This window comes from Bacteroides mucinivorans (assembly GCF_034654355.2).
Classification (GTDB): domain Bacteria; phylum Bacteroidota; class Bacteroidia; order Bacteroidales; family Bacteroidaceae; genus Bacteroides; species Bacteroides nordii.
This window is the reverse complement of sequence record NZ_CP178179.1, coordinates 5,926,931-5,947,974: the sequence shown is the minus strand read 5'-3', so window position 1 is coordinate 5,947,974 and position 21,044 is coordinate 5,926,931. Positions and strand designations below refer to the sequence as shown.

16 protein-coding genes are annotated in these 21,044 nt (G+C 40.8%); 3 read left to right on the top strand and 13 right to left on the bottom strand.

What is annotated here, in order from left to right; all coding sequences use genetic code 11:
- Positions 1-8 precede the first annotated feature (8 nt).
- The 3 genes from VCM39_RS22230 to VCM39_RS22220 form a co-directional block, all read right to left on the bottom strand.
- Positions 9-3,314, bottom strand: coding sequence for a SusC/RagA family TonB-linked outer membrane protein (locus VCM39_RS22230; protein ID WP_221648372.1), 3,306 nt, complete (start codon positions 3,312-3,314; stop codon positions 9-11).
- 27 nt (positions 3,315-3,341) lie between these two features.
- Entirely contained in the window at positions 3,342-4,367 is a 1,026-nt protein-coding gene (locus tag VCM39_RS22225; protein ID WP_221648373.1) for a FecR family protein, read from the bottom strand.
- A gap of 66 nt (positions 4,368-4,433) precedes the next feature.
- Positions 4,434-5,006, bottom strand: coding sequence for an RNA polymerase sigma-70 factor (locus tag VCM39_RS22220; protein ID WP_221648374.1), 573 nt, complete (start codon positions 5,004-5,006; stop codon positions 4,434-4,436).
- Between the two features lie 262 nt (positions 5,007-5,268).
- Here VCM39_RS22220 and VCM39_RS22215 point away from each other — a divergent pair, with 262 nt between their 5' ends.
- A complete protein-coding gene (locus tag VCM39_RS22215; RefSeq protein ID WP_321028601.1) occupies positions 5,269-6,042 on the top strand; it encodes an endonuclease/exonuclease/phosphatase family protein in 774 nt (257 codons plus the stop codon).
- 38 nt (positions 6,043-6,080) lie between these two features.
- On the opposite strand, the gene VCM39_RS22210 is transcribed toward VCM39_RS22215, so the two are convergent.
- The 4 genes from VCM39_RS22210 to VCM39_RS22195 all read right to left on the bottom strand — a co-directional run bounded on the left by VCM39_RS22210 (position 6,081) and on the right by VCM39_RS22195 (position 11,246).
- Entirely contained in the window at positions 6,081-7,484 is a 1,404-nt protein-coding gene (locus tag VCM39_RS22210; protein ID WP_322932275.1) for a sugar porter family MFS transporter, read from the bottom strand.
- A gap of 9 nt (positions 7,485-7,493) precedes the next feature.
- Complete coding sequence (locus VCM39_RS22205) at positions 7,494-8,585, bottom strand: DUF4434 domain-containing protein (RefSeq protein WP_221648377.1); 1,092 nt, start codon at positions 8,583-8,585, stop codon at positions 7,494-7,496.
- A gap of 771 nt (positions 8,586-9,356) precedes the next feature.
- On the bottom strand, positions 9,357-10,856 hold the full coding sequence (locus VCM39_RS22200) for an acetyl-CoA hydrolase/transferase family protein (RefSeq protein WP_221648378.1): 1,500 nt from the start codon (positions 10,854-10,856) through the stop codon (positions 9,357-9,359).
- Positions 10,857-10,889: 33 nt separating this feature from the next.
- Entirely contained in the window at positions 10,890-11,246 is a 357-nt protein-coding gene (locus tag VCM39_RS22195; protein ID WP_221648379.1) for a hypothetical protein, read from the bottom strand.
- Positions 11,247-11,577: 331 nt separating this feature from the next.
- Here VCM39_RS22195 and miaB point away from each other — a divergent pair, with 331 nt between their 5' ends.
- Both miaB and VCM39_RS22185 read left to right on the top strand, forming a co-directional pair.
- The gene (gene miaB / locus VCM39_RS22190; protein WP_322932274.1) at positions 11,578-12,951 is read left to right on the top strand and encodes a tRNA (N6-isopentenyl adenosine(37)-C2)-methylthiotransferase MiaB; all 1,374 of its coding nucleotides are present in this window, start codon (positions 11,578-11,580) and stop codon (positions 12,949-12,951) included.
- Positions 12,952-13,331: 380 nt separating this feature from the next.
- Complete coding sequence (locus VCM39_RS22185; protein WP_322932273.1) at positions 13,332-14,438, top strand: glycoside hydrolase family 88 protein; 1,107 nt, start codon at positions 13,332-13,334, stop codon at positions 14,436-14,438.
- A 142-nt stretch (positions 14,439-14,580) separates the two neighbouring features.
- Here the strand turns inward: VCM39_RS22185 and VCM39_RS22180 are convergent, their stop codons facing one another.
- From VCM39_RS22180 to VCM39_RS22155, 6 genes are read right to left on the bottom strand one after another with little or no spacing between them, the layout of a single operon-like run.
- Positions 14,581-15,855: an acetylxylan esterase gene (locus VCM39_RS22180; RefSeq protein WP_322932272.1), complete on the bottom strand. Its 1,275-nt coding sequence runs from the start codon at positions 15,853-15,855 to the stop codon at positions 14,581-14,583.
- A 2-nt stretch (positions 15,856-15,857) separates the two neighbouring features.
- Positions 15,858-17,306, bottom strand: coding sequence for a hypothetical protein (locus tag VCM39_RS22175; RefSeq protein WP_322932271.1), 1,449 nt, complete (start codon positions 17,304-17,306; stop codon positions 15,858-15,860).
- A 29-nt stretch (positions 17,307-17,335) separates the two neighbouring features.
- The gene (locus VCM39_RS22170) at positions 17,336-18,040 is read right to left on the bottom strand and encodes an N-acetylmannosamine-6-phosphate 2-epimerase (protein ID WP_221648384.1); all 705 of its coding nucleotides are present in this window, start codon (positions 18,038-18,040) and stop codon (positions 17,336-17,338) included.
- A gap of 22 nt (positions 18,041-18,062) precedes the next feature.
- Entirely contained in the window at positions 18,063-18,902 is an 840-nt protein-coding gene (locus VCM39_RS22165; RefSeq protein ID WP_221648385.1) for an endonuclease/exonuclease/phosphatase family protein, read from the bottom strand.
- A 21-nt stretch (positions 18,903-18,923) separates the two neighbouring features.
- Positions 18,924-19,754 (bottom strand): endonuclease/exonuclease/phosphatase family protein, encoded by an 831-nt coding sequence (locus tag VCM39_RS22160; RefSeq protein ID WP_221648386.1) that lies wholly within the window; start codon positions 19,752-19,754, stop codon positions 18,924-18,926.
- A gap of 19 nt (positions 19,755-19,773) precedes the next feature.
- Positions 19,774-21,042, bottom strand: a complete 1,269-nt coding sequence (locus VCM39_RS22155; RefSeq protein WP_322932270.1) for an MFS transporter — start codon at positions 21,040-21,042, stop codon at positions 19,774-19,776.
- Between the last annotated feature and the right edge of the window lie 2 nt (positions 21,043-21,044).

Below are 21,044 nucleotides of genomic sequence, written 5' to 3'. Positions count from 1 at the left end.
TTCATCAATTAAAATTCCACATTGAGTCCGAATATAAATGTCTTGTTCAACGGATAGCAGCTTGCACCTGATCCGATGTTGTTTTCAGGGTCGAAACCTTCATAGAAGTTATTTTTTATGGTAAACAGATTTTGTGCACTTGCATAAATTCTCACTTTGGATAGTGCGGCTTTCTGTATCCATGTTTGCGGTAGCGTATATCCCAATACAATATTTTTCAGGCGGCAATAGGCTCCGCTTTTTACCCAAAAGCTTGATATCATATTGTTTGGATTTGTTCCACTGGGGTCTTCAAGTAATATTGGGAATCTTGAATTAGGGTTGTCTTCGGTCCAATAATCCAGTTGATATTTATATATTGTGTAATTACCGGATAAAGCACGTGCCCCTGCTCCGGAGTAATATACATCTCTTTTACCCACTCCCTGAAAGAATAAGGAGAAATCAAGGCCTTTCCAATCGCCGCCTAATGTCAGTCCGAATTCATACCGCGGAGTAGAGTTACCGAGTATCGTGCGGTCGTAGTTATCTATTTTCCCATCAGGTACTCCTTCCGGACCGCTGATATCTTTATATTTAATATATCCCGGTTTTATATTGTTGGGATTACCGCCGTATACAGGAGAGTTGTTAATCTCTTCCCGGTTTTGGAAATAACCGTCGGCAACGTATCCGTACCATGAGTTATATTCTTCGCCTTCTTTGGTTATTGTTGTGGTACCTACGTATTCTTTCCCATATAAGTCTATTACTTTGTTTTTTACATCAGAGAGATTTCCTTTGACGTAGTAGTTCACATTACCGATACGGTCTTGCCAGGATAGCGAAAGTTCCCAGCCGCTGTTTCTCATCGAACCGGCGTTTTCCCATGGAGCCGTCATTCCTACGAATAATGGAACGGGGAATTGCTGAAGCATATCTGTGATGTTTTTTATATAATAATCGAAGGTTGCATTCAAACGGTTATTAAACATGCCAATATCGATACCTGCATTAATTTGTTTTGATTTTTCCCAGGTTATTGCTTCATTGGCCAATTGAATCTGTGCAACACCTGATGCAAGCTCTTTATCAAACCAATATCCATAAGTGCTGGTGCTTCCTATGGATGAAGCATAAGGATAATAGCCGCTGATTGCCTGGTTCCCTAATTCTCCATAGGAGGCCCTTAGTTTCAGATTGCTTACTACGCTTTTAGCCGATTCAAAGAAACTCTCTTCGGATATTCTCCATCCGGCGGATACCGAAGGGAAGAAGCCCCAGCGATGCCCTTTCTTGAATCTTGAAGTGCCATCGTAGCGACCATTGACTTCAAACAGATATCTGTCGTCATACGCATAGTTGAGTCTAAAGAAGTAGGACAACATAGACCATGCATATTTTGAACTGGAATTCGATGCGGTGCTGACGTCACCATTTATAAGTTCTTCATACCCTTCGTAATAGTAGTTTTTACGGCCGGCTAACAGGTAACTGTTCTTCAACTCTTCGCTTTGAAACCCAACTAATGCTTTCAGGTAATTCTTATGGAAAGTCTTCTCATAAGTTCCCTGCAGATTATACTGTTTGGTAACTGTTTTTGTTCTTTGTTCTGACTTTGATGACCCTGTCGTTGGAAATTCACCCTTCGATACGCCATTTTCGTATACCTGGTAGGGCTTTACAAATGCATTAGTTTCTCCATCTGTTCGTTTCCATGAATATGCTCCGAAAATATTGAAACCATCAAAGGGGTCGATAGACAAGGTTGTTCTTGCAGTATATTCGGGAGCAATACTATTCGTTGTGCATCCGCTTTGTACCATAGCAATGGGGTTGGTTCCGTTAATACCATATCCCCATGTACCATCGGCGTTGATGCCCGACATGATGGGGGTCATGGTCAGAGCTTTGCCTATGATATTGGCGGGTGTATCCATTACGGGAGATTTGGCTGTAGCCTGGCGTATACCTATATCTACTCCGAGTTTCATCCATTTATTAATCTTGGTATCTGTGTTTACGCGTAAAGAGGTCCGTGTGAATTTGTTATTATCGATAAGGCCGTTTTGTGCATAATATCCTGCCGTAGCAAAAAGCTTTGTTATATTGTTGCCACCACTGATGCTGAGAGAATAATTTTGGGTTGTTGCGTGGTCTTTAATTACCTCTTTTCGCCAATCCGTATCGTAATAATTAATGTTGTCTACACCCCCATTTTTATATATATCGATGGTTTGGGTGTATAATGGCTCCTGGCTTGCGTTGACACGTGCCACATCTACTGCCTGCATGTACTCGATGGCATTTGTAGGCGTAGGCAGTGTGGTTGGTTTGTTATAGCCCATATAACCATTGAATGTAAGTTTCACTTTTCCTTCGGAACCTCGTTTAGTAGTAACCAGTATCACACCGTTTGAAGCTCGCGAACCATATATTGAGGCAGAAGCTGCATCTTTTAATACAGTAATTGATTCTACCGAATTCAAATCGATGCGGTTCATGTCACCTTCTACCCCGTCGATTAATATCAATGGAGAGGTTGCCGAGTTCAATGAGCCCAGTCCTCTAATCTTGATAGAAGCATTGTCTGCTCCCGGCTGTCCGGATGCCTGAATAGCTGTAAGTCCGGGGATAATACCCTGTAGTGCGGCGGAACCTGTGGAAACACTTCGTCTGAGAATATCTTCGCTGTTCACACTTTGTACTGATCCCGTGAGATTTATTTTCTTTTGGGTACCATATCCTACGACTACTACATCGTCGAGAAGAACATTGGAACTATCCAGAATGATATTCTTGATTTCTGATTTGTTTACCTTGATTTTTAGCGGAGTATAACCTATGTATGTATAAGTTAGTGTAGCCGGTTTATCTAATTGCAATTCATAGTTACCGTCAATATCCGTGATTGTTCCAACATTATTATCAGTTATAATGGAAGCGCCTATCAACGCTTCTCCGTCACTTCCCTTAACCTGACCTTTGATAATGATTTTTCCGGGTGATTGAGAGGGTGATTGTGTACTCCTTTTGGACAGAATGATTTGTTTCTGACTTTTAATGATATATGCAATTTCAGTATCTTTGAATAAGCTATTGAGTATTGTTTCAATGGGTTTATTCTCTGTTTTGAAACTGACCTTTTTAGTGAAATCCGGTAAGTTCTCTGCATAAAAGAACTTATAACCGGTGTCTCCTTCAATTATTTTAATTGCCTGCGCAATTGTTTTATCGGCAATACTAACTGAATGCTGTGCATGAACCGGATAGACTATAACTAACAGCACTAACAGGCATAACAGCTTGAGCGATTTTAAATTATTATTTTTCATAGGCTTAATTTGTTAACTGGTTTATTTTTATCTATGTTTTTTTATTATATCCTTTTGGGCAGAGACTGTTATTACAGAGTCGGTTACTGTGTATGTCAGCGGATAACTCAGACTCATCACGTATAAGACATTAGTCAATGAGTTATTCTGAATGGTACCGGTGAATTTCATATTTCTCAACTTCGTATCGTTGATATTGATTTTTACGTTGTACATTCTTTCGATGGTCTGTGCAATGGAAGACAAGGGTTCGGCATTACAGACAAGCTGTCCTGTTCTCCAATAATTGGCAATTGAAATATCATCAGTAACTGATGCTTTGATAGTCTGTCGTTTCAGATCATAAGTAGCTACTCCGTTAGGAAGAAGAGTCACACTTTGTTCGTTGTTGTAGACTTTGACTTTTCCTTTGGCAAGAGTAGTGGTAATGATGCTGTCAGCAGGATATGCTTTTACGTTAAATTCAGTACCTAACGCTTCAATGTCTACTCCGTTGCATGTTACAACAAATCTTTTATCAGGATTTTTGGCTACTTCAAAATAAGCCTCCCCATTAAGACTTACCACGCGCTCTTCGGAATTGTAATTACCGGTAAATGATATCTTAGATGCGGAGTTCAAGTGTACTATAGTACCGTCTGCTAAGCGCATACTTCCCTTTTGGCCGGGTTCCACTTCAAAAGTATAGATATTGCTTTCCCTACTCTCTTGATGTTCTGCAAAATTATTGTATAGTAAGTAGGCAGTAAATGTTGAGCATAATATAATTGCAATAGCGGCAGCAACTCCTGGAATAGAGTAAATTCGGCGTTTAATGATATGTTTGGACGATGCAGGTTTGGAAATAGGCCCTTTGATTTTTAACTGAATACCGTTCCATATTTCATTTTTAAGCGATTCATCAATATCTTCGGAGGCATTTTCCCATGCTTCCCTACTATTGCGTTCGGCATCTTCGGAGTTCATCCATTTAGCCAGTTCGGCACGTTCGGATGTTGAAGAACAACCTATAAGCAGATTGGTGATTAAATGTTTTATGCGTTCTATCTTCATTTTCTGTGGCTATTTATACTATATATCCACAGCTCCCACAAAAGGATTACAAGAAAGTGAAATATTTTAGAAATGAATTGCAGATACGGAAATAAAGATCATGAATGCAGAGCCCATTTTGGACTTAAGGAAACTAATAGTGCGATGAATCTGGGTAGAAACGGTTTTCTCCGAAATAGAAAGTTCTTGTGCTATTTCTTTGTTAGACAATCCTTTACTCCATCTCATCAGGAATATTCTGCGGCGTGCTTCCGGAAGTTCGGCTAATAATGAAAGAATCTGTTGTTCTATCATGTCTCGTGAGAGATCTTCTTCTATATTTGATTCTTCTCCTTCCTTTGCGGCTTCTTGTACCTTGACGGCATAACTCTTAAAGATGTTAAGACGGCGTATTTCACGGAATAATAAATTTCGGGCAATAGAATATATATAGCCTTCGATATTGCCATTAACGTCGAGATTTGATCGCGAATCCCATAATTGGAGGAATGTATTTTGAGTAATATCTTTCGCCAGATCCGGGTCATATATAAACGAATTTATATAATTGAAAATCTTTCCTGCATACGCATTATAGAGCGACTCAAAGGTCTCTCTACTGCCGGAAATAAAAGATTCTATATCGTTTTGTTTTTTCATAAAAAATGGATTTGTATGATAATTGTGACGGTTCTCTAAAAGTATTATTTATTTTAGTTTTATTGGATTGAAAAAACTGATTTTATCGCGGTTCTTTACTCTCTTGTAACTTGAATTTCGTATTAAAATTCAAAGTTATCACTGTAAAATGCAATTATTTGATAATTACTTGGCCTTTTCATCCTTTTGCGTTAATAAACTTCAATATTAGTAACTAAAAATAAATATTAATAATATATTTGTTTCCAAAATCGAGTATACCATGAAAAAATTATTTTTTATTCTTATTCTTTTATCCGCTTTGGATATAAATGCTCAAGATACTTTGAAGCTCAGAGTGATGACTTATAATCTAAGATTCGGTGAACTTGCAACTATCGATCAATTAGCAGAACACATCAAAGCTTTTCAACCTGATTTCGTAGCTCTTGAAGAAGTCGATGTAAATACTCATCGGACCCTTGCGCCTCATCAAAACGGCAGAGATATGCTCTCTGAATTAGCTGGAAAGACGAATATGTTCGGACTTTATGGAAAAACGATTAACTTCAGTAATGGTTATTACGGCATTGGAATACTCTCCAAACATCCTTATATAAGTGTAAACAAATTAATGTTACCTAATCCTCAAGGGGTGGAACCTCGCGCTCTTCTTGAGGGGTTGTTTGAGGTTGGGAAATCCGATACTATCTTTTTTGCAGCCACCCATTTGGATGTGACAGATGAGAAAACCCGCGAATTACAAGCGCAATACATCACTGATTATTTTAAAAGTTCTTCTTATCCTGTGATAATCGGCGGAGATTTTAATGCTGAACCCAATTCCAAAGTCATAAAGAAAATTATGGCTCGTAATTGGTGGGATGCAACCGATTCGTCTTTTACTTTTCCCGCCTGGGAACCTAAAGTGAAAATTGACTATTTATACGCTCGTCCTCAAAAGGGGTGGAGAATAGTAAGAACCCAGGCAGTTCATTCATTGCTGTCAGATCATCTTCCTATTATCACGGAACTCGAATATGTGCGTGAACAATAAGTTGTTAAGTTTCATTTACATATATTTTATTTATTAAATTATTTTTTATCCCAGTTCTTTTCTATTTCTTCAAGACTTTTTCCGGTGGTTTCGGGAACTAATTTCCATATAATCAGAATGTATGGAACGCACATACCTGCAAAGGTAAGGAACGTGCCTGCCGGAGTTAGGGTTTGTAGCATCCAAGGGGTAAGTTGACCGATGAGGAATGTCCCGATCCAAAGTGAGAATCCGGCAATAGACATAGCCAGTCCCCGGACTTTGATGGGATACATTTCGGATAAAAGTACCCAGATAACGGCACATATAGATATTGCGCAGCAGAATATGTAGCTTAGGAAAAATATTAATAATGCAGTGCTTGGTATCTGTAGTTCAGCTCCTTTGGTAAAGTAGAATGCAATGAGTATTAATGAGATTATCATTCCCGAAACTCCATAATATACTAATTTCTTTCGCCCCACTTTATCAATAATAACCAGTGCCAGCACTGTGGTGAGCATGTTTACCATTCCTACTAATACCTGGTAGAATAGAGAATCTCCACTGGAGAGCCCGCTTTCCTGGAAGATAGACGGACCATAGTACAGTACAGCATTTACTCCCATGAATTGGCCTAAGATCGCGATGGATGCTCCGATAATTACCGCTTTGAGTATACCGGGGCGTAGAAGCAGCGACCATTCGGATTTAGACTCTCCTCCGGCAACTTGTCGTATGGCATTTATCTGTATTTCAGATTCACTTTTGCTACCATAGATCCGTTGCAGGATACGACTTGCCGGTACTTCTTTATTTTTAAGTACCAACCAGCGGGGGCTTTCGGGAATAAAGAAAATGATAAGGAAAAAGAGTAGAGCCGGAACCGTTTCCATGCCTAACATACCTCTCCATATCTCGTCTGAAAAGACTTTAACGATCCATTGGTTGCTCGATTGGGCAGCGGCATCGGCTCCAAGCATCAATTGGTAATTGACCAGATATGCCCCCAGGAAACCGATGGTAATGGCTAATTGGTATAATGATACCAGTCGTCCCCGGTATTGGGGAACGGATACTTCGGATATATATAATGGTGAAATAATGGAAACGACACCGATACCGATTCCCCCAATGATGCGGTATATCACCAGTTCGTTGAAAGAGGATGCCAACGCACAGCCTATGGCAGATGCTGAGAATAGTATGGCCGAGAGAATCATTGTGTTTTTCCGACCACCTCTGTCGCTTAGGATTCCGGCGCAGGCTACGCCGCCAATAGAACCTATCAACGCACAGCCTACATACCATCCTGCCTGAAGAGTGTTTAACCCGAATTGTTGTGATACTTGTGCTATTGTTCCTGAAATAACGGCTGTGTCATATCCGAATAGGAAACCTCCTAAAGCGGCCACTACCGATAAAAATATGATATATCCTATATTTGTTTTTGACTGATTCATTTCTGTTTATTATTTGATATCGAAATATTCTTTATAGCGATCATACAGATGTCCGGCCTGGAGATAAGCTGATTGCGGGCTCATAAAATGAGAGAATTCAAATGTTATAGCCTTATCGTATCCAGCTCTTTGGGCTGCCTCAAGTTTAAGCCGTAATTTATCAAATTTTATTGGGAAAAACTTAATAGGCATATCTCTGTCGAAGGATTCGGCATTTGTCCAGCATTTCAATCCGTATTTATCGGCCAGTCTTTTGTTTACTTCAAAAAAAGCATCCAGTTCATGATAGTCTATCTGTCCGTCCTGGAAAGCGCAAGCGTCTACTACATCACTGATTCCGGCAAATATTTCATCCCACTCTTCTTCGTGTTCTTTTACCGAAATTGAATCTTTTCTGCTGAGTATGGCACTTGAGGCCTGTACGGCTTTTTTTCCGTCAATCCATGGAGATATGAACGTAGGCAATCCGTTTGAAATATCCTTGCATTGTTTTCCCAGTGCGTGGAATGTCCCGATTGCACCTTTGGTCTTTCGGCTGATTTCCGTACTGATATACCATCCCTGAAAGCTTTTATACTTCTCTCCGTAATTTTTCCAGACTTCGTCAATTACATGTTTGTTGTGTTCTATTTCCCATGTAAGATCATTTGTATCCCAATATTTTCCGGAGTCGTACAAGCCGAAATAGAACTTCATGCCATATTTATCGGCCAGTCGCAGATACATATCCAGAAGATCGACCGAAGGTTTATAGCAACCCTGACCGATCAGATATTCAGATGGATAAGTAATAAATTTGCGATATCCCGAGCGAATCATAATGACAGTGTCTATACCAATCGCTTTCATGTGCCGGAAATCGGCATCCCATTCCTTTTCTCCCCAGTTCTGATGAGGGATATCATGAGATATTTCATCCAGAAAAGTTCCGGTTATTTTTAGTGCATTATCTGTGGGAACGATAAGTTTGTTCCGGATTTCATCAGTTGTAGTTTCTTGCTCCTTTGAGATGCATGAAGAGAGCCATGATGGTAAGGCAATAGCAGCAGTGCCTGCCCATACTGATTTCTTTAAAAATTCCCTCCGATTGTTGATTTTCATATTTCCTGGTTTTTATGATTGTACAGATTATTGGTTTTCTAAAAATAGTATATATTCTATATGGATAGTAGTTTGTTGCACTTTCTTTGTGCATCCTTTTTCTAATCTTCTATTTGTAGGAGATTAGAAAGATGTTTTTTAATAATATCTCAATCTTTTTGGCAAATAAAACAATAAAATTATGATCTTGCAAGTATTTAATTAAATATTTTATTAAATACTCTAATAAAATGGATATATTATATAATAAAGACCCAAATATATCAGGAAAGAAAAACTATAAGTTGAGTGGGTGTATAACTGGCAATGATATGTTTGTAAAAATGTATACTCCGGTCTTTGAGAGGTCAGATTAAAAGTTCTGTTAATTGTATTATTGAATTTTATATTTACAATTAATATTGATAATTATTTCTTTTCTTTTAATCCTGTAAAATCTTATGTATTGTCTGCTTGTTCTTCGTAGAGAATCAGCCTGTTCCTCGTAGAGAATCGTAGCGATCTCCGTAGAGTTTCGGGGTATTCTTCGTAGAGGAAAAAAGTGCTCAATGCAATGTGTTGAAAATGAGTAGTTTGTGTGATCTTTAACTGAACTTTCTTGTGTCTTGTTTTTTCTTGTGTCTTTTGTCTTTAGAAATGTTTTGGTATATTTTTGTATATTTACAAATATGCTATATGATTGGTGGCTTGTGGATATTTGGAATAATAATAGCGGCATAAATCCAAAACTGGATTTATGCCGCTATACTTGAGATTTTGGGGTTGTGACTTTTATCTGGCGTATTCTGCCCAGTTTACATTTCTCATATCTCCACTTTTAGCAAGCTCTGCATGCATACCCAATGCAGCCTGGATACAGTGTGGCGTTTGGGCTTTGCTACCTGCCAGTTTGAGGTAGTCCCAAAGTAACTGTTTGTAATCTGGGTGAGCGCAGTTTTCAATAATAGCCTGTGCACGTTCTTTCGGACTCTTGCCACGAAGATCGGCTATACCTTGTTCGGTTATGATAATATTAACCGAGTGTTCGCTATGATCGAGGTGAGACACCATTGGAACAATGGCACTAATCTTACCTTCTTTGGCCACAGAAGGACAAGTGAAAATAGAGATATAGGCATTACGGGTAAAGTCTCCCGATCCACCAATACCATTCATCATTTTCGTACCACCGATATGTGTGGAGTTTACATTACCATAGAGATCGGTTTCGATGGCGGTATTTATAGAAATGACACCCATACGGCGAACGACCTCAGGACTATTGGATATTTCCGAAGGACGAAGAACCAACTTGTCACGGAAGAAGTCCATATCATCATAAATACTTTGCAGACAGTCGTTGGTTACTGTCAGCGAGCAGGCACTGCCAAATTTAACACGGCCCTCACGAATCAGACCAATTACAGAATTCTGGATAACCTCTGTATACATTTCAAAGGCCGGAATTGTTTTATCGCGACCCAATGCACCCAATACTGCATTGGCGATATTTCCTACACCCGATTGTAACGGAAGGAATGTAGAAGGAATAATACCGCGTTTCATATCGGCAGCCAGGAAGTCGGCTACGTTCTGGCCAATTTTATCAGTCAAAGGATCAGCCTCTGCAAAGCTGCGGGCTTCATCAGGCCAGTTCGTTTCTACTACGCCGACAATTTTATTAGGATCTACTTGTATATAAGGTGTACCGATACGGTCACTTGGCTTGTAGATAGGTATTTCGCGACGATAAGGTGGATCAAGTGGTTCGTACACGTCGTGCATTCCCATCATATTCTTGCTGTGCGCACTATTCAGTTCTACAATAATTTTATCTGCAAGGCGGCAAACAGTCGGAGCAATACCACCGGCAGCTGTCAGATAGATTTTTCCATCCGGAGTTACTTCACAGGCTTCGATGATCGCTACATTTACTTTTCCCATAAATCCATAACGTACTTCCTGCGCCATCTGTGACAAGTGGATGTCGTTATAAGCAATCTCACCATTGTTTACCGCTTTGCGGAAATCTGAGTTAGTTGTGTACGGAGCACGGTAACGGATTGCTTTTGCGCGTGATAATATACCATCGCATGAGTCACCTGTGGAGGCACCTGTAAAAATACCAATCTGGTACGGGTTTCCTTTAGCGTGTTCAGCTTCTGCTATTTTTGCAATTTCAGCCGTAACGGCTTTAGCCGTTCCGGCAGGAGTAAACCCGCTAAGGCCGATGTTGTAGCCATGTTTTACAAGGCTGGCAGCTTCCGCTGCCGAAATAAAATTCAATGCCATATAAACTGTATATTTTTCGTGTTAGAATTTACATTAATATTTTCTTTGCAATATTTCGGACCAGATAATGGCACGCCTTGCCTCTTCTACCGATTGAATGGAAAACTCACCTTTATCCACTGGGGCTTCTTTGGCAGCTTTGGGGGCTGTAGTAGGGACATAAGTACTTCTAATGCCTTCCTTGGGGAGGGGGGCTTTAGGTGGTGCTGCTACTTTCTTTTGTGGTTTTTCAAAGATTACGGATTCTTTAAATTCTGGTTCATACTCATATTCGGGAGTTGGCATAGGTATGCTTTTTTCTGGCTTGTTGGACTTTTCTTTGTTGAACTGTTTGTAAATTCCAAAAGCGAGAATACCTGCTACCAAAAGAAATTGCATAACATCTTCCATAGGTTCGTTGGATTTTTGTTCGCCAAAGGTAATTATTTAATCTGATTAGAGCTAACATTTTAGCATGAAAAAAGGGCAGCTTCACAGCTCCCCTTAATTTTTTTAACCTAAACCTTAACTATGAAAAAATCTAATGTTTCTTTCATTGCACAAAAGTGTGAAATAAAGTTGAAACCTCCAAGTTGTAACTTGGAAAATGTTTGCTTCTTTAACATTAATTATAACTCTTGGCTTCGATTACTAACTTGAAACGTTATTTTTGTTTCAAATTGCCACTTATTGACTCTGAAGCCGTATCTTTGCAACATCTAATTTAAATAATGATAAAATTATGAGTGAATTAACGGGAGCGGACTTTAAATCCGCAACTGCTGATGACAACAAGAAGTTGTTTATTGAAACGTACGGCTGCCAGATGAATGTGGCCGACAGTGAAGTCATTGCCTCTGTGATGCAGATGGCCGGGTATTCTGTGGCCGACTCTTTGGATGAAGCAGATGCTGTGTTTATGAATACTTGTTCCATTCGTGACAATGCCGAACAAAAGATTCTGAATCGTCTGGAGTTTTTCCACTCGATGAAAAAAAAGAAGAAACATCTGATAGTAGGTGTACTGGGATGTATGGCAGAGCGTGTGAAGGATGATTTGATTGAGCATCATCATGTTGACCTCGTAGTAGGTCCTGATGCTTATCTTACTTTGCCCGAATTGATAGCTTCGGTAGAGGCCGGAGAGAAGGCGATTAATGTGGAGCTGTCTACAACGGAAACGTACCGCGAGGTCATTCCTTCCCGTATTTGCGGAAATCACATTTCCGGGTTTGTGTCTATTATGCGTGGATGCAATAACTTCTGTACGTATTGTATTGTCCCCTATACCCGTGGACGTGAGCGTAGCCGGGATGTGGAAAGTATCCTTAATGAGGTGGCCGATCTGGTGTCAAAAGGGTATAAAGAAATCACGCTGTTAGGGCAAAATGTAAATTCTTATCGTTTTGAAAGAGAAAATGGAGAGGTTATTACTTTCCCGATGCTTCTGCGCACTGTAGCCGAAGCAGCACCAGGCGTGAGAATTCGTTTTACTACTTCGCACCCCAAAGACATGAGTGACGAAACGCTGGAAGTAATAGCACAAATGCCTAATGTATGTAAACACATTCATTTGCCGGTGCAAAGCGGAAGTTCACGTATTCTGAAGTTGATGAACCGGAAATACACGCGTGAGTGGTATCTGGATCGTGTAGCTGCCATCAAGCGTATCATCCCCGATTGCGGATTGACTACTGATATTTTTTCCGGTTTCCACTCAGAGACGGAAGAAGACCACCAGGAATCTCTTTCACTAATGGAGACCTGTGGTTATGATGCTGCTTTTATGTTTAAATATTCTGAGCGCCCCGGTACGTATGCTTCCAAGCATTTGGAGGATAATGTCCCGGAAGATGTTAAAGTGCGTCGTCTTAATGAGATTATAGCCTTGCAAAATCGGCTTTCTGCTGAATCTAATGCGCGTTGTATCGGAAATACTTATGAGGTTTTGGTGGAAGGAGTATCCAAGCGTTCGCGCGAACAGCTTTTCGGTCGTACAGAACAGAACCGTGTAGTGGTATTTGACCGGGGTACGCATAAGATCGGTGATTTTGTAAAGGTGAGAATTACTGAAGCCAGTTCGGCAACACTGAAGGGTGAAGAAGTAATGGCTTAATCTCGCTTATTTCAGTATGGAAATGAGCGAAACTCACCACAGAGTAACACAGAGTTTAAATCTTTATTGAAACGCAGATGATCGCAGATTTTCGCAAAGGGAAACAAATCTAGGATAAAGAACTACAGTCTTTTAATCTGTGTTAATCCGCGTTTCATCAGATAAATAGTACTCTGTGGAACTCTGTGTTATTCTGTGGTGAAATACACTCAAAACTATTTTAATATGAGTGATTCTTTATTTTTTTGTTCAAGAAAGTTTTATCTTTGCTCTAAAGCGAAGATAAGCTGTATCTTGGCATAAAAAATAAACGAGTTCATTTTATTCTGCTCTCGGTTTGCATTATCTTTGCCGTATAAACACTAAATGATTGTACTACTATGAACAGATTTTTTCTTTTGACATTCTCTCTTTTGTTCTCATTGTCGATGATGGGGCAGTTACCATTTCAAAAGACAGACGTAAAGGATGTTATGAAAAAAGTGGCCGATTGGCAGATCGCTCATCAAAAGGATGTGAAACACGGAGCACTGGATTGGACAAATGCCGCACTTTACATGGGAATGCTCGATTGGGCTGAACTGGCTGAGACGGAAATGGGAGATGCCTCTTATTATGATTGGTTGGTGAAATTGGGTCGTCGTTATGGCTGGCAGCCTGATAAACGAATGTATCATGCTGATGATATTGCTGTGGGACAGGTTTTTATAGACCTGTATAATAAGTATAAAGATAAGAATATGTTATATCCTACCCAGGCACGTGCAGAATGGGTGGTAAATCACCCTTCGGATGGACCGATGGATCTTGACTATAAAAAGCGCGAGACACTGGAACGCTGGACCTGGTGTGATGCACTCTATATGGCTCCTCCCGTATATGTGAAGCTCTATATGCTGACCGGAGATAAACGGTTTATCAAATTCATGAATAAAGAGTATAAAGCGACCTATGACCTTTTGTTTGATAAAGATGAACGTTTGTTTTATCGTGATTCAAGATATCTCACTCAAAAAGAGGCGAATGGATCAAAAGTGTTCTGGGGACGTGGTAATGGCTGGGTACTTGGCGGATTGGCGGAAATGCTTCAGGACTTTCCAAAGAATGATAAGAACCGTAAGTTTTATGAAAACCTTTTTATAACTCTTTCTGCCCGTGTGGCCGAGTTACAGAGTGCTGATGGTTTCTGGCATGCAAGTATGCTTGATCCGGCTTCTTATCCTTCGCCTGAGACCAGTGCTACCGGATTTATCGTATATGCTCTGGCGTATGGGATAAATGAAGGTTTGTTGGATAAAGATACTTATCTCCCCATTGTTGAAAAAGGGTGGAAGGCATTGGTTTCTGCTGTTGAAACAGATGGTAAGCTGGGGTATGTACAACCCATTGGAGCTGATCCTAAGAAAGTGACCCGTGATATGACCGAAGTGTATGGAGTCGGAGCTTTTCTGTTGGCCGGTAATCAGATTTATAAGATGTCCCGTTAATAAAGCGTATATAAATATAATGAAGGTATGTCAAAACTCACCACAGAGTAACACAGAGTTTTTTGCTAATAATCAACGACTTAAAATCATCTCTGTGTTACTCTGTGGTGAGTTTTGACACATTTTGTGATGGTCTGGTTTCTTACTTTCCCGTCAGTTTGTCTATTAACCATTGATTGACTTTTACATTCTGTTCCGGATAGCGCCAATGCCCGGTTTCCTTTAGCAGATAAAGTTCTTTGGGGGCTTTTATAACATTATATGCACTGTAAAATGAAGTAGGCGGGCAAGTCTCATCGCTATACCCCCAGGAATAAAATCCGGGAATATGAATAAAACGTGCGAAATTGACTACATCGTAATATGCCAATGTCAGTGTTTCTTTGGGGGTAAGTTTTTCTACTCCAAACCACCCTCCTGCCCGGTTATGTGCATATCCTGCTATATCACAAAGAGCCGGATAAAAAGCCACCAGGTATTTTACCCTGGGATCGAGAGCAGCAGTAACCAAGGTCAGTGCTCCTCCCTGGCTTCCACCATAAGCCGCCAGATTCTCACCATCATATTGTGGAAGTGAGGCAATGAAATCGTTCGCCCGTATACAACCAAGGAACACACGGTTGTAATAATACTCCTCCCGGTTATCCATGCGATGATACATGTAGTTTTTGAGTGCTCCCGCTTGTAAGTTTGCGTATGCTTCCGGTTTTAGGTCTAAAGGAATACCATGAATCCCTATCCGGAATGTGATAACTCCCATACGTGCAAGTTCTTTATCTCCGGTGTGCTTTGCCACACCGGCTCCCGGCAGACGCAAAACAGCAGGGAAACGTCCCTCTTTATTAGGAATACATAATACTCCATACAGGTAATTACCGCGTGAATAATGGGATATTTTCACACGGTATACTTTTACGTCGGCATCGCTTTCTTCCGGTATAAATGTCATTTCCGATTGCATGGGGTATTCTCTCATACGGGATATTTGACTGTCCCAGAACGAACGGAAATCCTTTGGAAGCAGAGTGGTAGGTTGTATCTTTTCACAATCATATGCAATGTTAATCAAATTCCGATAAGGAAATCCGTCTACTGTAGCCCTGACTTCACAAGACAGGAATCCGGGAGAGCGCAGTCCTGCTGCTTCTATGGTGGCAGAACCGTTTTTTAGAAGTACGGAGTCTTTTTGTGCCGGAGGCATTTTTTCCGGACCTATTTTATATTCTATTTTTACATTTTTCAGTTTTTGCTGGTCTTGAAATAAGGAAATGGTGAAACGTGCCGTTTCGCCTACTTTATAATTCCAATCATAGTGGTCGGGTGTAATCTGGATGGTTACCAGGTCTTTATTTCCTTTTGCTGCCTGTGTACTGATAGTAAAAAGAAATAGAACGGATAGAATCAATATTCTTTTCATATTTAATGCTTTATTAGGTTGGATATGCTGCCGGATACTTTAAAAAGCAGATTCTGACCGTATTGAAGCAGAGTAGTTACTTCTTCCCCTGTCTGTCCTTCTGCATAAAAACGGATGATATCCTCCGTTTCGGAACTGCGGATTAATAGCCATCGGCAATCTCCTTCAAAAACGAATTTGAGTCCGTTTACAAGATTGCGGCTACTTAAAAACGGCAGAATCTTCCGAATTGCAAAACCTGCTATTTCATGAGGCTGATTTTGATGTAACCAGGGTAACAGTTCATTTTTATCTGGTTGTGTATAAACCATATCAATACGGTCATAACATATAACTCCCATCTTTTTTTGTTTCTCTTCCAGGTAGTCGGAAAGTTTGCAATAAGGGGATGCAGAAAGCATTTCGAGGAGTAATAGTGAAGAGAATATGCCATCCCGTTCGGGGATATGCATACCGTAGCCGAATCCTCCGCTTTCTTCGCCACCGAAAGCTATGGAATGGGTAGTCATGATGTCAGCAATGTATTTGAAACCGACCTGGACTTCATATATAGGTGTTTGAGGAGATTCGAAGATGCTGCGTACTTTGTCTGAAACGGAAGACGTTTTTACAATACCGCCTGGTATTTGTTTTACTCGTTTCAGATAGTCTACTAACAATAATATTGTATTTTGTGCCGATAACCATTCACCTGTATCCAGGCATACCCCTACCCTGTCGGCATCTCCGTCTGTTGCTACACCAAAAGCAAAATCTCCTTCTTTTAATGCTTTCTTTAGTGGCAGCAGGTTTTTCTCAATCGGTTCGGCCAGTCGTCCGTGAAAAGTTTCGGACGCTTCGGAGTATATGGTATCCGCCGGACAGTTATGGGCATCCAGAATCTCCTGGATGAGCGTAAGCCCTGCCCCTCCCATGCTATCTGCCAATAGATGTAACCCTGCTTTTTTTATTATTTCAAAATCAATTAATTTTTCAATATGCTCCGTATAAGCTGGTATAAAGTTCATCGGATGTATGTTCGATACAGAACGCCTTATGGGGGATACGTATAAATAACTTTCTACTTTTCGCGTGTCGTCTGAATTGAACGGACCTCCTAAACGTGATTTGAATTTGATACCGTTATATGAAGGAGGATTATGTGAAGCAGTAATCATCACTCCGGCACAACAGCCTGCATGCAAAGTGGCATAAGATAATACCGGTGTCGGAGTGATGCGATCGGATAATAATACTTCTATATGGTTGCCTGATAGTACTTCGGCAAAAATCGTAGCAAACAATTGTGAGTTCTTGCGTGTGTCATAAGCCAAGGCTACCCGGGGGAATTCTTCTTTATAATTGTTATGTATGAAATCTGCAAATGCCTGGGCTACCACTGATACGGTCTCTTGATTTATTTCCGTATCGATGTGTGCTCTCCAGCCATCTGTTCCAAAAAATATATTCATGTTTTTTTATTGTTTAATGTTTCTGACTGTTAGAGAATATTTACCTGTTGCAGGGCTTCCGAAAACCATTTTGTGATAAGGTGGGGGCGTGTAATGGCTGAACCCACAACGACTGCCCAGGCACCGTTCTCAATACTTTTTGCAGCTTCGAGAGGGGTATTATAGCGTCCTTCGGCAAATACAGGGCACTGGGGAAGAGCGTTGACACATTGGCGCAGTATTTCCAAAGAAGGTCCGTTATGGGATTCTTCTGCCGTATACGGAGTATAACCGCATAGGGTAGTTGATACACAGTCAGCACCGGCTTCCCGACATGCAATGGCTTCGTCAACGGTTGATATGTCCGACATTATTTTTACTCCTGTATATTTCTTTTTTAGATTCCGGATATATTCCGGTCCGGTAAGTCCATTTTCCCGTAGGCGGAATGTTCCATCCACAGCAATCAGTGGCGTACCAATTGCAATCAGTGCTTCTACTTCCCTGAATGAACCGGTAATACGCACAAATCCGTCCGGGAAATAAGATTTTGTCAGACCGATTACCGGCAAATGGCTATGTCTGATGAGATAGTCCGTTTTTTCTATACCACAGGAGCGGATACCGGCAGCACCTCCCTGGGCCGCACATTGGGCAAATGCTCCTACTCCTTCGGGTGAATTAAAGGGTGAGCCTTCCTCGGCCTGACACGAAACGATGAGTCGGCCTTTAACTTTTTGAAATATGTCAATCATTGTTTTTCTGTATAGTAAGTTCTTAAAAATCAACAGTAATAACTATAGGATAATGATCCGACATATAAACCGGATCTGAATTTTTAGTGATGGTTACTGCTTTGATTACCGATATATATTCATTTACAAAAATGTAATCTATCTGTGAAGGCGGATACAATTTACCATAGCTGTGTGCTGTTCCTGCCGGCCCTGATTTCTCTGTTGCAATTTCCCGTGAATTGCTGAATTCACTGAGAAAAGTGTGAATGGGGGGAGTTTCGGGAGTACTGTTCATATCTCCTGTAATGAACACGGCTTCTTCGGTTGCCATTTCTTTTATTTTCCGGCAGATTAACCGGGCACCTTCTAACTTGGCTATCTCTCCGACGTGGTCGAGGTGAGTGTTAAACACGTAAAAGCTGCGGCAATTTTCTATATCCCTGAATTTTGCCCACGTACAAATGCGGGGGAATTTACCATCCCATCCCCGGCTGACAACATCCGGAGTTTCGGATAACCAGAATGTTCCGTAATCTAATACATTCAGTTTTTTCTTGTTGTAGAAGATGGGAGTAAATACATCGTTGTCCGGTGTACCCTGGCCGGATACTCCAAGCCACTCGTAAATACCGATGGATAGGAAATCCTGTATCTGGTCGATGAGTGGTTCCTGCATGCATACAATATCATACTGATAATTGCTGAATTCTTTGATTACCATTTTTTTCCGGTTCGACCAGGCATTCACTCCGGTGTCCATGTTTGAACCACGAATATTAAAGCTGCAAATTGTAATTTCGGTTTCGAAATTTTCACCATGTACCGGCAACCATGACAGGCTCAGGCAAGCAAAGAGGAATATATATATTCTGAAAGCCATATTTGAGATCTTTTTATTGAATTATAAACGGGCGTTGATAAATACAGCATAATGATCAGATGGGAAAAAGCCGTTTGGATAATGTTCGTCGTCGGCTTCGTATTCTAACACTGTGATTTTATCATTTACAAAGATGTAGTCGATACGGACGGGCTCTACCTGCCCGAAATTGTGAGCTGTACCTACCGGTCCTGAGATATGGGGAGCAATAACCCGGGAATCTTTATAGTGAGAAGTATACTCTTTGTATGCATCGGTTGTATCGAAACTGTTCATATCTCCGCATATAAAGACCGGGGAGTTTCCTGCAAATTTCCGGGCTTGTGCACAGACCAGGGCTGCACCTTCCTGTTGTGCTATACGCCCTTTATGGTCGAGGTGAGTATTGAAAACATAGAATACCTTTCCGTTTTTACGGTCACGAAACTTGGCCCAGGTACAATAACGATCGTACTTTCCGTCCCATCCTTTTGAAAAAGGCGTCATTGTTTCGGACAACCAGAACATTTCATTATGCAATAGTTCAAAACGCTCTGCTTTATAGAAAATAGGGTTGTAAAGCCCTCGGATTCCTACAAAAGCATAGCCTGTGGCCTTTTCTATATCTTCAAGCTGATTGGCCAATACTTCCTGCATACATACGATATCAAAATTGTGATGTTTGATTATTTTGCATAAGGAGTCTTTTCGGAATTTCCAGGAGTTAATACCATCATTGGGCAGATCCCCCCGGATATTATAAGTACAAAAACGGATGTTACAATCGGTCGTTTTACTCTTTCCCTGAACGGAAGAAATAATTCCTGTTGAGACAAATGATAAGATAAATAGGATTTGAAATACTCTTTTCATGATTTGTATTGTTTAGTAGTTAATTTTTTCTTTTTGCACTCCAGATTATTATCAGGAATAATAGGGATATGAAAGCTGCGGAAAGCCAGAAAATACGTATGGCGGAGAAATCGTAGATAGGGTTTCCATCGATGATAACTTTACGTGATTCTATTAGAAAACCACTGACTACGTCTTGCAAGCCGGCTGCTATATAACTGGCTATTCCGATGACTCCTACTGCTGCGCCGGTTGCTTCTTTGGGAGCTATGTCTATGGCCATGAGCCCTCCCAAAAAGCATAACAGAATACCAATGGATATGCCAAACAGTATCATAGAAATAATGTCCCAAACCTCACAGTGCTGCGGACCGAATAGAAATAGTACCAATGCAAGCAGATTGAGCAAGCTGAACAAGCAAGCCGGTATGGTTCGGTTACTGTGGAATAGCTTGTCGGATAGGAGACCGGAAAATACAGTACCTACAATGCCACAGACCGAACTGACGGATACGAGGGTACTGGCGGTTACAATATTATATCCTTTTTCTATCTCGAAATAATATACTCCCCAACTATTTACAGCATACCGACTGATATACATGAATGCACTGGCAAGTGCAAGCATCCATATCATCGGGCTTTTTAAGACTTCAAGCTGCTTACTTTTAACGGATGAGGCTGTTTGCTTTTCTGCGGAACCGGATGGGATTGCTTTCCATTCGGGAGGAGCCGGTTTTAAGAAAATGAATATTAGAGCAACTCCTGCAGCTCCCAGGCATGCAGCACTCATAAATCCCCACTGCCATCCTAAAGCACCAACGATGAATGATGTAAAGATAAAGGTAAGCGCTTCTCCAATGTTGTGACTGGCACTCCAAAAGCCATATACTGTTCCGCGTTCTTTCTCTGTAAACCATCGGTTTAATGCAATAACACTACAGGGGCCGCCTACTGACTGAAACCAACCGTTTATCGCCCAAAGTATGACAAATGCCCAGAATGGTACGGCAAATCCGAGTGCGGCATTTACCAAGGTCGCTACGAGAAGTCCACCCGCCATCAGATAACGCACATTTACCCTGTCGGCTAAAAAACCATTGACAAATTTCCCGATTGCATAGGAGAAAAATAAAGCCGAACCGATTATGCCTAATTCTGTCTCAGTAAGATAACCGGTGTCTACTATTGGCTTTTTAACCACATTCAGACTCAGCCGGCAAACATAGAAAAGGCCATAACCTAAAGTTGCTGCTGTAAATACAGCCCATTTGGTCCGATTCGTTCGATTTTGTTGAGTATGATTCATCT

Coding starts and splice junctions, on each gene's coding strand:
- miaB (WP_322932274.1), top strand. CDS start 11,578: ATGAGTGAATTAACGGGAGCGGACTTTAAATCCGCAACTGCTGATGAC.
- VCM39_RS22230 (WP_221648372.1), bottom strand. CDS start 3,314: ATGAAAAATAATAATTTAAAATCGCTCAAGCTGTTATGCCTGTTAGTG.
- VCM39_RS22195 (WP_221648379.1), bottom strand. CDS start 11,246: ATGGAAGATGTTATGCAATTTCTTTTGGTAGCAGGTATTCTCGCTTTT.
- VCM39_RS22210 (WP_322932275.1), bottom strand. CDS start 7,484: ATGAATCAGTCAAAAACAAATATAGGATATATCATATTTTTATCGGTA.
- VCM39_RS22215 (WP_321028601.1), top strand. CDS start 5,269: ATGAAAAAATTATTTTTTATTCTTATTCTTTTATCCGCTTTGGATATA.
- VCM39_RS22200 (WP_221648378.1), bottom strand. CDS start 10,856: ATGGCATTGAATTTTATTTCGGCAGCGGAAGCTGCCAGCCTTGTAAAA.
- VCM39_RS22175 (WP_322932271.1), bottom strand. CDS start 17,306: ATGAATATATTTTTTGGAACAGATGGCTGGAGAGCACACATCGATACG.
- VCM39_RS22205 (WP_221648377.1), bottom strand. CDS start 8,585: ATGAAAATCAACAATCGGAGGGAATTTTTAAAGAAATCAGTATGGGCA.
- VCM39_RS22160 (WP_221648386.1), bottom strand. CDS start 19,754: ATGAAAAGAGTATTTCAAATCCTATTTATCTTATCATTTGTCTCAACA.
- VCM39_RS22180 (WP_322932272.1), bottom strand. CDS start 15,855: ATGAAAAGAATATTGATTCTATCCGTTCTATTTCTTTTTACTATCAGT.
- VCM39_RS22225 (WP_221648373.1), bottom strand. CDS start 4,367: ATGAAGATAGAACGCATAAAACATTTAATCACCAATCTGCTTATAGGT.
- VCM39_RS22220 (WP_221648374.1), bottom strand. CDS start 5,006: ATGAAAAAACAAAACGATATAGAATCTTTTATTTCCGGCAGTAGAGAG.
- VCM39_RS22165 (WP_221648385.1), bottom strand. CDS start 18,902: ATGGCTTTCAGAATATATATATTCCTCTTTGCTTGCCTGAGCCTGTCA.
- VCM39_RS22170 (WP_221648384.1), bottom strand. CDS start 18,040: ATGATTGACATATTTCAAAAAGTTAAAGGCCGACTCATCGTTTCGTGT.
- VCM39_RS22155 (WP_322932270.1), bottom strand. CDS start 21,042: ATGAATCATACTCAACAAAATCGAACGAATCGGACCAAATGGGCTGTA.
- VCM39_RS22185 (WP_322932273.1), top strand. CDS start 13,332: ATGAACAGATTTTTTCTTTTGACATTCTCTCTTTTGTTCTCATTGTCG.